Annotated in this window: 8 protein-coding genes and 2 pseudogenes; 6 read left to right on the top strand and 4 right to left on the bottom strand. The window is 41.7% G+C overall.

Going from position 1 to position 11,836, the window contains the following annotated elements; genetic code table 11:
* Positions 1-894, top strand: a pseudogene (locus B7C60_RS19540) (DUF3362 domain-containing protein); the annotation flags it as partial.
* 191 nt (positions 895-1,085) lie between these two features.
* On the opposite strand, the gene B7C60_RS14575 reads toward B7C60_RS19540, so the two are convergent.
* The 3 genes from B7C60_RS14575 to B7C60_RS14565 all read right to left on the bottom strand — a co-directional run bounded on the left by B7C60_RS14575 (position 1,086) and on the right by B7C60_RS14565 (position 6,040).
* Positions 1,086-2,954, bottom strand: coding sequence for a methyl-accepting chemotaxis protein (locus B7C60_RS14575; protein ID WP_099612285.1), 1,869 nt, complete (start codon positions 2,952-2,954; stop codon positions 1,086-1,088).
* A 334-nt stretch (positions 2,955-3,288) separates the two neighbouring features.
* The gene (gene serC, locus B7C60_RS14570; RefSeq protein ID WP_099612284.1) at positions 3,289-4,383 is read right to left on the bottom strand and encodes a 3-phosphoserine/phosphohydroxythreonine transaminase; all 1,095 of its coding nucleotides are present in this window, start codon (positions 4,381-4,383) and stop codon (positions 3,289-3,291) included.
* 394 nt (positions 4,384-4,777) lie between these two features.
* Positions 4,778-6,040 carry a DUF945 family protein gene (locus B7C60_RS14565; protein WP_099612283.1) on the bottom strand — a complete coding sequence of 421 codons (1,263 nt, stop codon included), beginning with the start codon at positions 6,038-6,040 and terminating at the stop codon, positions 4,778-4,780.
* Positions 6,041-6,297: 257 nt separating this feature from the next.
* On the opposite strand from B7C60_RS14565, the gene B7C60_RS14560 reads away from it, so the two are divergent.
* The 3 genes from B7C60_RS14560 to B7C60_RS14550 all read left to right on the top strand — a co-directional run bounded on the left by B7C60_RS14560 (position 6,298) and on the right by B7C60_RS14550 (position 9,593).
* Positions 6,298-8,232 carry an ATP-binding protein gene (locus B7C60_RS14560; protein ID WP_099612282.1) on the top strand — a complete coding sequence of 645 codons (1,935 nt, stop codon included), beginning with the start codon at positions 6,298-6,300 and terminating at the stop codon, positions 8,230-8,232.
* A gap of 17 nt (positions 8,233-8,249) precedes the next feature.
* The gene (locus tag B7C60_RS14555) at positions 8,250-8,747 is read left to right on the top strand and encodes a response regulator (protein ID WP_099612281.1); all 498 of its coding nucleotides are present in this window, start codon (positions 8,250-8,252) and stop codon (positions 8,745-8,747) included.
* 297 nt (positions 8,748-9,044) lie between these two features.
* Complete coding sequence (locus tag B7C60_RS14550; protein WP_099612280.1) at positions 9,045-9,593, top strand: hypothetical protein; 549 nt, start codon at positions 9,045-9,047, stop codon at positions 9,591-9,593.
* Positions 9,594-9,688: 95 nt separating this feature from the next.
* On the opposite strand, the gene B7C60_RS14545 is transcribed toward B7C60_RS14550, so the two are convergent.
* Positions 9,689-10,276, bottom strand: a complete 588-nt coding sequence (locus B7C60_RS14545; protein WP_099612279.1) for a TfoX/Sxy family DNA transformation protein — start codon at positions 10,274-10,276, stop codon at positions 9,689-9,691.
* Between the two features lie 374 nt (positions 10,277-10,650).
* Here B7C60_RS14545 and B7C60_RS14540 point away from each other — a divergent pair, with 374 nt between their 5' ends.
* On the top strand, positions 10,651-11,571 hold the full coding sequence (locus tag B7C60_RS14540; RefSeq protein ID WP_099612278.1) for an HDOD domain-containing protein: 921 nt from the start codon (positions 10,651-10,653) through the stop codon (positions 11,569-11,571).
* A gap of 20 nt (positions 11,572-11,591) precedes the next feature.
* Positions 11,592-11,836: pseudogene (locus B7C60_RS19535) on the top strand (LysO family transporter); the annotation flags it as partial.

Genomic DNA, 11,836 nt, shown 5'->3' with positions numbered 1-11,836 from the left:
AAGTCCCCGGTTTTACCGGGACAATTTCAGACTTAGGAGGCCCGACCGCCAACATGTATCGCTTGGGTTGTTCAGATCCTAAAGCAGAAGCAAACTGCCGCCGTCCTTCTTGTGTGTTTCCGGGAATTTGTCATAAGCTCAATACCGATCATAAACACACCATCGATCTTTATCGAGAAGCCCGAAAGATTCCTGGTATTAAGAAAATTCTTATCGCTTCTGGGGTACGCTACGATTTAGCGATTGAGTCTCCAGAATATGTGCGTGAACTGGTGACTCACCATGTGGGGGGTTATCTAAAAATTGCCCCTGAGCATACTGAAAAAAGACCACTGGATTTAATGATGAAACCAGGAATGGGTACTTATGACCGCTTTAAACAACTGTTTGAAAAATACAGTGCGGAAGCAGGTAAAAAACAATATTTAATACCTTATTTTATCTCTGCTCATCCAGGAACCGAAGACGAAGACATGGTCAACCTTGCATTGTGGCTTAAAAATAATAACTATCAGTGTGATCAAGTACAAAATTTTTACCCCTCTCCGATGTGTAATGCCACGGCCATGTATCACTCACAAGTGAATCCGCTTAAACGCGTGAAATATAAGAAACGAGAAGATATTACCGTAGCCAAAGGAGAACGTCAGCGTCGCTTGCACAAAGCACTGCTGCGTTATCATGATCCTCTTAATTGGCCACTTATCCGTGAAGCATTAGTCGCAATGGGTAAAAAATATTTAATTGGTGACAAGCCTGGCTGCTTAGTCCCCGCTGAAGATAATGAGCAATCAACAGCAAATCCACGTCGTAAATCAGGTCGTCACGGTTCTAACCGCTTTGCAACCAAACACACTAAACATCAACCGGGATTTGATGCACTTCGCGATCATGCGTCAAGTCAAACTCGTGGCAGTAAAACCAATCAGAACAGCCGCCCTAAAACAAAAGTCAACACGAAGAAAAAACGGGGAAACTCCGTTCGCCCATAAAGCGGAGTATACCTCTTAATAAAAAAACCTCAGGTATAAATACCCGAGGTTTTTTTTACAATCTATGTTAGTGATTTCTCACAACATCAATGATTACACAATGAATTTATTCATCACTGCATCTTGACGACGAACGTTCTCTAACTGCTCTCGCATTTGATCATTTGACTGACTCGCAGTATCAGAAACTTGAACCGATAAATCTTTAATTTTCACCGTATTCGCGTTAATTTCTTCAGCTACTAAGCTCTGTTCCTCTGCCGCTGATGCAATTTGCATATTCATATCCGTGATCTGTTGGATAGCTTGACGAATACGCAATAACGCATCATTTGCTTCACAAGCTTTGGCGACTGTTTCTGTCGCAGTATCTTTACTTTGTTGCATCGCTCCTGCAACGGCACTCGATCCGACTTGCAATTGCTCAATCATATTTCTGATTTCAGTCGTCGATTGTTGCGTTCGTTGAGCCAGAGTTCGAACTTCATCAGCAACCACGGCAAAACCACGACCGGATTCTCCTGCTCGAGCTGCTTCAATGGCCGCATTTAACGCCAATAAGTTGGTTTGATCAGCAATATCATTGATGACTTTTAAAATCGTCTCGATATTGGATGTCGCGACTTCAAGCTGCTTCACTTCTTCAACCGCTTGATCGATTCTTAATGCAAGGGCATTGATCGCCTCAGTGGTATGGTTAACCACTTGTGAACCTTCTTCAGTTGCATTATCCGCTTCTTGGGCAGCGGAAGCGGCCCCTTGTGCGTTGCTGGCAACATCATTAGATGTGGTCGCCATTTCATGCATCGCGGTTGCGAGCTGCTCCACTTCATGCATTTGATTTTGCATTGCCTCAGTTGAAGATTGCAAGCCATGCGCTGTCGATTCGGTACTATGCATAATTTGCTGACCAATTTGCTTAGATTCACTAATTAACCGTTGCAAAGTTTCGGTAAATTGATTGAACCCGGTGGCTAGCCGCGCAAATTCAAAATCTGTATTGGTATCTAACCGCTTCGTGAGATCGCCTTGCCCAGACGCCACGTCCTGTATTGCATCATTTAAGGTGTCCAAAGGCCGCATGAGAACACGAAGTATTAGCGAAAGAATCAAGGTACTGATGACTAACGCAATCACAGAATAAATCAAAGCACTGCGCCGCAAATCATCAATAGCAGCAAAAGCAATACTTTCATCCAGTAAAACGCCAACTGACCACTTTTCACCCGGTATATCGACAAAACGCAACTGATAGTCTCGTCCATCAAGCGTTATTTCTTGTATCTCTCGACTCATTTTGACTCTGGGTAAGAAGTCAGACATGGGTTTACCATTTAATTTCTCATCAGGGTGAGCAACCAGTGTTCCGTCATCGGCAACAATAAAAAGATACCCTGCATCAAATAAGGAAACTTGGTTCACTAATTTGGCTAGCGAGACTAAACTCACATCAAAGAAAATCGCACCGGAAAATTGTCCTTGATATGTCACTGGCGTCGCGATAGAAATTAAAATTTCTCCGGTTGCTGAATCTGCGTAGGGAGCTGTGATCGTCAACTGACCGGCATTTTTAGCATCTCGATACCAAGGGCGAACTCTCGGATCCCATGTTGCTCCTGGATCCCAATTAGGATCGCTACCTACGTGACCCCCATTACTTTCATATCCAAAACCCACCAAAATAAAATGATCGTTCAAAACGGGCTGCCTCAATATATCGGCAACATGGTCTGGCTCAATATTATCCTCGACTAATTGAGTGACATACTGAGCGAGTACTTTACTTCCATTGAGTTCTTTACTGACCGTACTGCGCACACCCTGTACTATCTCTTCAGCACTATTGTTGACTTGTGTTTCAATTTCTGTCCGTACCGTGAAATACTGTTGTGTCGACAATAATGCCAGTGTTAAAAGCAACATCACCGAAGATGCTGCAACCACTTTATGGCTAAATTTCATGGGTTACCTCTCTAAGCAAATTATCCCTATCATGCACGTTTTACTGTGCGATTCCCTTAACCACATCAGGACAACCAGCAAGCCATTCTCGGCCTTACTTCTTTCCTTACAGAGCCTAAAGGTTTTTGCTAAGCCATTAACACCAAGCCATGGTCAGTTTATTGTTATTTTCATTATTGAGTATGGACCAATAGGAAGCAGTTTTCATTATAATTGATCGTAAAGTATCAATAAAAATAATGATAAACTGCACAGAAGCGTGAGAAAGGTTCATCAGGAGTAAAAAGGCTCACTCGCATGAGCCTTAAGTCGGACCCATTTGGGGCATCAATCATTAAGCGTATTGATTTTCAAACGCTTGCATAAAGTCAACTAAAGCTTGCACCCCTTCCAGTGGCATAGCGTTATAAATAGAAGCGCGCATACCACCGACCACGCGGTGTCCTTTTAATGACAACAAGCCACGAGCTTCGGCCAATTCTAAAAAGGTGCCATCCAACTCTGGTTTTGCTAATTGGAAAGGAACATTCATCAGAGAACGATTATCAGGATGAATGTTATTACGATAAAAGTTTGATGCGTCAATATAGTCATAAAGCAGCGCAGCTTTAGCTCGGTTTACTTGCTCTATCGCTTGCACACCACCTTGCTCTTTTAACCATTGAAAAACTAACCCAGAAAGATACCAAGCAAAGGTCGGTGGGGTATTAAACATGGAATCTTTTTCGGCAAGCACTCGGTAATTTAGTGTCGTTGGCAAAGCTTGATTCGCTAAATCAAGTAAATCATCACGCACAATCACAATACAGAGCCCGGCAGGGCCAATATTTTTCTGAGCTCCAGCATAAATAACGCCATATCGAGTAATATCGATTTCACGTGACAAAATCGTTGAAGACATATCCGCAACTATCGGCTTATCCGTAACGGGTAACTCATTGATTTCTATGCCATCGATAGTTTCATTAGGACAAAAGTGCACAAAAGCAGCGTCAGGGTCAATATGCCATTCACTGGCGGGAAGTACTGCAATTTTTGCATCTTTCTCAGTTTTCGCATCAAAAATATCGACCTCGCAGTATTTCTTTGCTTCTTGCACCGCACTGGCCGCCCAATATCCCGCATCAATGTAAGTGGCACAAGTCGCTTGGCCGAGTAAATTCATCGGAACCGCTGCAAATTGAGCTCGAGCACCACCTTGACAAAATAAAACTTTATAATTGTCAGGAATCGCCAATAAATCACGCAGATCTTGCTCAGCCTGTTGCGCTACATGGATAAAAGGCTTGCTGCGATGACTAATTTCCATCACTGACGCGCCAAGACCATGCCAATTGACAAATTCTGCCTGTGCTTTAGCCATGACCGCTTTAGGTAGTGCAGCGGGGCCCGCACTAAAATTAAAAACAGTGTCCGTATTCGGCTCCATGTTTAGCTTACTCCTGCTATAAAAATGTGATTTGGACTTACTATAACTCGATCAAAGAGATTGAAGAAGAGCCAAAGATGATGTCTTTTAAAATTTCATTTTGCTCTTTTATCAACAATGCTTATTTAAGGCATGGACACAATCACCCTAACAGCGACAAATGAACCTTTTCCAGCCTCTCTGAACCTATACCCAAGCAACTTGGAGTTGCAGGTAGGCGGCAAGTGAGTGACAAATTTGTCTGGAACAAATTTGAACAGCCGTAGGCTGGCCTTTGGTGAGGGCCACGGATGGCTCTCATCATCCCCATGAGCATAGACAGACAGGCTATGTGATTGGGGGTGAAAGAACGTAGCCAACACCCCTGCAGCTTCATGTAGAAAGGGTATAATGTTTACTGGAGCAGAAGTGGCATCATCAACGCGGTCAACGGAACTTGTTTACCACTAGCGAAAACCAATAGCCCATTGTGAATATCCACTTTTAATTGATAACCTTGTTCATTGTGTGTCGCCATCTCCATCAAGACTAATTGATCCACGCCTTGCTGGATAAAGGGATAATCCTTCACCAATGATTGCGATACCAACGCCTCTAAAAAACCGCTTAAAACTGAAAAAAGTGCGCCGGGATCGTGTAAAACATCATGGGTGCCCTCTGGTACTGTCAGCTGCCATTTAGCCTCCAACTCACCTTGTCCTATCGTCAGCGCTAATCGATTTAGCGTGAGACTAAAGCCTTGTGAAAATAGTTTCTCAATCGCAGGGCGTGCTTGATTTATCAAAGAATTCGATAAAGTGCGGCCACCTTGATAAAGTTCAGACAACTGAGTAAAGGCCTTTCTATCCACATCACCAAGGGTAAAATCAAAGATTGCGTCACGAATTTCATCATCACCAGTTTTTAGTGCACGAACAGTCACCATATGCTGGCCAGTGAATCGTTGCTTGGATGCATCCATCGAAGAACGAAACTCATACATGGCGTGATTCAGATTAAACCTGGTAGCCTGTCGAACATCACGAATGGTCATTTCTCCCAAGGTTATTTTATGTTGGCCAACCCAAAAACCCTTCTCTTGTTTGCCCTTTCCCTCACCATAAACATGAGCTAATTGTACTTGTTCACCATTGGTAAAGTTCAAGGCAATAGATGGAAGCGTTAAAGCATAACTGATCTCACCCAAAATCGATGCCGTGCCTTGTAAACTTGAAGCGGTCATGGATAACGTAAACGGCTGTTCTCCTTTTGATTGATAGAACCAATTATCTAAGTGCATTTGAAAATCTGTACTACCATTGAGGCGAGTCTGAGTGTTGAGCTGTAGAGGAATATGGGTTTGTTCCGAAAAGGTCGAAACAGCCGAAAGGCTAAAGGCATGATGCTGAATATCGCTGTTGATCACCCACTCGCTTGGTAAACCTTGTTGTTCAAGCTGCCGTTTGATATCTCGATCTAAAACCGTGTATCGCGTCACCGCTGAGGATGAAAAATAACCTCGCTCATAGCTGACTAATTCGGTTTTAACTTGATCATTACTTAGGTTTGCCAAGCCATCGGTGACTATTTTTTGACCGACCTGCCCAACTGCTAAAGGCCAACAAAGAATTAGAGCAACCGCCCCACCCACAGCGCCAATTCGTTTCAGCGTTTTCATAAAATAAGATTTTCCTTGTAATATATCCAGTCAACCTCACCGACGCATTGACCCGCGAAAAGGAACTGGGCTGATCGATTGGACAACTCAGTCTATAAGTTTGGCCAAAAACCATCTCAATGGACAATAAAAATGATTGCATGAAGAAAATTAATTTCTCATTGTACAGATTCAAGGTTCTTAAACCCAGCTCTCAAATAAACTGTATAAAACTTGTTACAATGTTAGAACTATGAATAGATAGGTTTGAGAACATTGTGAATTCATATGCGCTACTTTGTTTAGACAATAATCCCGTCAGCGTCGAGCAGTGGCGTCATGAATTGAGTGCCTTTATCACGAAGTTTGACCTCTATACCGCAGAATCATTCGAAGAAGCTGATCAAGCTCTCGAATTTATTGAAGAGCAAAACCAGATCGTCGCCTTGGTGATTGCAAGCCATCATCAACACTTTGATGGTGCTAACTTTTTAGTCCAGTTGGATAAATTAGCACATACCAAAAATGCAAGAAAAATCCTTATCAGTTGCGGGCAAGATATTCAAGCTATTCTAAATGCCGTCAATGAAGGTCGACTGGACTACTGCTTAACCAAACCCCTACAAGACAATGTGTTATATAAAACCGTCTTCCAAGAATTGACCAATTATATCCTGCAATATGATAAAGATAATATTCTTAGCTACAGCACCCTGCTCGACCAAACCCGTATTCTTCGCGCTCATATTGATAATAAAATGCACCTCTATCGAGAAGGTTTCATCAGCGATTATCATCGCCTAACCGATCACCAACTGGCCGAACAAGTGATTGGTGCGCTACGTCAATTCTTTGCTCAAGCCGACGAGACTCGAGCTTGTCGAACCTACTCCGCTGAACATTTATTAACCAAAGAAGGAGAAGCCAACCAGTTTTTATGGTTTATTACTGCCGGAGAAGTTGCACTCTATAAAAAAGATGAACAGGGTCAACAAAGGGAAGTCGTGCGCCATACTAAAGGTAACTTAGTCGGTGGGATGTCTTTTGTTACAGGAGAACCTTCTTTTTCAACGGCAATTACCTTAACTAAAACAGAGGTCATCAAACTTGATCGAGATGTGTTTGCCAAGGTTATGCATAATGACACGCAGCTATTACCACTTTTCACCAACTTATTATTACGACATTTTAATCGTCGTTTACAACGCAGTATTAATACCAAACTGCAATTACAAAAAACCATTGAATCCTTAGAGTTAGCACATCAACAGCTTATCGAGAGTGAAAAAATGGCCGTACTTGGACAATTAGTTGCAGGTGTTGCACATGAGTTGAATAATCCCGTTGCTGCCATCTTACGAGGAAGTGATACATTACGCACCCACCTCAATCAATTGATTTGTCATAAGGCTTTACAACCATTAGAGCAAAAAGGAGTACAGCTCCTTGGGCAAGCGTTACAAGTCAATCCAATGTCAACCGCCAAAGAACGTGAAAAAGCCAAAACATTAGAGCAACACATCCATCATCGATTACTTGCAAAAAAAATGGTCAAACTCGGTTTAGAAAATGACCACACACTACGTAATCAGGTAAAAAATAATCCGCAACAGGCAGAACAAGACATAGAAATGCTGGAACGTTACTATCTTGTTGGCAGTAACTTACGTTCAATTCAAGTGTGCGCACAACGTATTGCGGATATGGTCAAAAGTTTAAAAAGTTATGCGCGACCAGACGATGAAACCTTCCATCTCGCTGATATTCATGAAGGATTAGAGGATACACTGATTATCTTTGAAAACCATTTAAAGAGACACACCGTTGAAAAACATTACGGTGATATTCCACCAGTATTATGCCTACCGATTGCGTTACAACAAGTTTGGACTAACCTGATTTCCAACGCCATTGAAGCCTTTCCTGAACATGGGTCATTAACGATTAAGACTGAATTACAGCACGATCAAGAAACAAGTTACGTTGTGGTTAGCTTTACCGATAATGGCAACGGTATTCCACCAGAACGTCAACAACAAATTTTTGCATTAAATTACACCACCAAGCGGGAAGGACATTTTGGGCTCGGTATTGGTCTATCAATTTGTCAACAAATTGTCCACCAACATCGAGGATGGATAGCCGTTGATAGTCAAGTCAATAAATACACCACGATGCAAGTCTGGTTACCGACCACCTCAGAGCGTATATAGATATTAAGGAGAATAAAATGCATAAGTTAATGATTTTATGTGTTGATGATGAAAGAGAAGTTCTCGATAGTGTTCTGCAGGATCTCCGTGATTTTGAAACTCATTTTATTATTGAGGCGGCAGAGTCGGTAGCAGAAGCTAAAGCGGTTATTGAGGATTATCAACAACAGAAAATACCGTTAGCCCTTATTTTATGCGATCACATTATGCCAAAAGAAACTGGGATTCATTTCTTAATTGAACTCAATCAACAGGAGCAAACCCAGAAAACACGCAAAATACTACTGACAGGGCAAGCAGGATTGGATGATACGGTCGAAGCCATTAACCACTCTAGTTTGGATTTTTTTATCAATAAACCTTGGCAATCAAAACAGCTTTGTCAGATTGTACGTGAACAACTCACGCAGTATGTAATCGAACACGAGCAAGATTTAATGCCTTGGATACAAATCTTGGATGCGGAACCGATTCTAAATGCCATTGCAGCCAATCGTATGAGCTATGGCGAATAGTTAATCAAAAATGATACAAGTGGCATTTTTTTTGCTTGTTTTTTGTTAAGGTGACAAAAGCCTGACATTTTAGAGTGGAGTTGTCATGCGTGAGTGAATTATGATGTAAGAGCCAAGTGGCCTAACATAAGCCACTCCCCCATGAAAATAAAATCAGTCAAGAGTGTATTGACCTTGTTTTAGGTAAACTCTGCTGATATACCGTGCTTAGGTTATGTTTAAGTTGTAGCACTTTGTCATGGCGGAAACACCGCTTTAATATGGAATTCATCATAAACAGATAGGTTTATCGAGATTATGCGCAAAACAATCCTTGCAACCGCACTACTTTTTGCTTCAGCACACGCTTTAGCCCAGGTTGACCCCAATAGTCCGACGGTCATGAGCAACTTCAATTATGACTACATTGAGGCCAGAATTGGTATTAGCCCAACCACTTATGGTGCAGGCTTTAGTAAATCAATTCATCCTAATGCTCATGTTGTCGCTCGCATTGACTCAGAATTTGATAGTGATTTTGATTTGGCAACCGGTTTCGGTTTTCATGCTCCAGTCAATAATTGGGCCGATTTTACAGGGGAAATGTTATTTCGCTTACAAGATCGTAAACATCAAGGCAGTGCCGATACCGGGATGGAACTTAATCTTGGCGTACGCCAGTGGCTAGGGCCACAGTTTGAAGTCGGCGGCAAAGGAGGGTATGTCTCGATTGATGATAACGACGATTGGTTCGGTTCCGTTTTTGCCCGTTTTCATTCAACCGAACTTTTCTCACTGGGAGCCGAAGCCCGTTTTAATGATGCTTATGGCGATCAAGTTTTATTTACTGCGCGTTTTAATTATTAATCGCCTTGTGTACGATAACCATCACCCTACTGATGGTTTAGATAGGCTAAGAAAAAACCGAGGTGAAGTCCTCGGTTTTTTCTTTTATGCTGATGTTAATGGTGCTGACAGTACTCAAGAAGCTGTCGCTTTCTCGGCTCTTGTAACAATTTCCAGTGCACGCCTTCAATCGCCCCTGCAAATTTCCATAACAATTTTACATCAACATCGCTACCATAAACTTGTCGCACTTTACTAAACACTTTTGGTGCACCTAGTTTAATGAAGGTATCAACATCATCAATACCAGCTTTTTTTACCATCCGTTCTAACGTTAACTGCATATTGGGCAGATCACGTAAACGACGACTCGCTTGAGATTTTTGAAAATTACGCTGCATAATTGAATAACGAATCGAACGTTGAATAATGCTCTCTAGCTCTGGATGCTGATTTTCAAATAACTCGGTAATATCATAGTAATTCACCGTAGCAGTTGTTTGCTTCTTCACATGTCGGTACTTCTCGCACCCTAAATTGATAAGCTGTTGATCCAACTCCTCACTACCACGAATGAAAATCGCTTCTTCCGTTAATAATGCATACATGGCATCTTGCTGAAATAAGCCAATACCACCAAACATAGAACGCTTTTGATAAGCGCCAAACTTAATAACATAATCAAAAAATGTATGCTCACTCATCTCCATGGATCCTTTCATCGTCGTCCCCGAGTCACAAAGATCACCAGAAGCAGCAAGTTATAGCGAAATAAAAGTAGAGGTTTATCGCAAGCTTATTTGTACTACATGCCCGCATATTTATTTCTTTCTATGATAGTTAATGAAGCGAAATAAGTCCGGACTTAACTCACAGCAAATAAATTTTAAAATTAAAATTATGAGATCAGATTCACAACCTTAGGATATTGAATCGTCAATATCATCATAATATTCATACAAAATGTATAGTCAGTCATTAAATTCAGCATCTCTATGGCAATTTCTGCGCTTAAAGGTTGCTTCACAGGATTAGCCATCGGTAGAATGACTCGACTTTCCGATTTTACTCATACTCAATGAACCATTTATCATTTTACTGGCTTCCAGAGAATAAACAGCAACTTATCCAAGGATTGGAGAGTGAATTTGCTCAGTTAGTTGAACTCTCTATTAGTACAGGGCAGATTTCGCTACCTCCTATCCCCGATGTTGTCATCAAAATACAGGCATTATCTCGTTCTGAATCGACTTCTATTTTTGATATTGCCACCTGTTTAACCGATGATCCTAGCTTAGCTGCCGTGGTGATTCGTATTGCAAACTCAGTGGTATTTAATCGACGTAACATTACGTGTACCGACTTAGTCACAGCAGTTTCGCGCTTAGGGATCCACCGAGTACGTGACATTGTCACAGCACAAGCCATTGAGCAGCTAAAACATTCGATTAATTTGAGTGCCGAATGTAATAAAATGCTCACTCGCAGCGCAAGCGTCGCCCGTGAACTCGGAGCCACGATGGTGTTAGTAGCACAGAATTTCAAACGAATAGAGCCTGAAGATTATCTATATCTTGAGCAAGAAAAAGCCCTTCTGGTTGGGCTATTAGCTGATATTGGCCTATTTTGCTTAGTCAATGAATACCATCTTTATCTTGAAAAAGGGCACTACCTTGATCCTGATATTGCAATGCAAATATTTCACTCAAGTTGCTCAACCACCAGCAAGCTTGTGTTAAAACACTGGGGATTTGACGATGATTTTCTCGAAGTTGCTTGTAATCAACAATTAGTGGATCATTGCCAAGAAGTCAGTTACCTTGATATCGCTCGCATTGCCCATCATTTGCTCCTATTTAGAAAACAAGATGAAGCTTTGGATGAGCATGACGTTGAAATCAACGTTACGGGAGCGGAAGTGCTTTACCACCTAAGTAGTCTTGATGACCAAGAATTTCGCTCTCAGCTTAAGGCCGTAATCAACGCTAGTGGCTTCTAATTTGTACAGCTGAGGAATATATGCTTTCAGGGATGTTGTTTATCTTTGCTCCACTGGTGGTGGGGTATCTCTTTTCTATTTCCAATAAGAATGGACTCTTATTGCTTAATCGAGCCACGGTTTCACTTATCTACCTGATCTTATTTTTGATGGGGCTTAGTCTTGCAGCATTAGATAATTTAGGTAGTCATTTACAACTGATTTTGCAATTTGCTGGCACTTTTTTTGTGGTGCTCGCAGCCTGCAATCTACTCGCACTTCCTTG

The organism is Vibrio fujianensis, from assembly GCF_002749895.1.
Taxonomy (GTDB): domain Bacteria; phylum Pseudomonadota; class Gammaproteobacteria; order Enterobacterales; family Vibrionaceae; genus Vibrio; species Vibrio fujianensis.
Note: the sequence above shows the minus strand (reverse complement) of the source record. Positions and strands in the feature narration are given on the sequence as shown.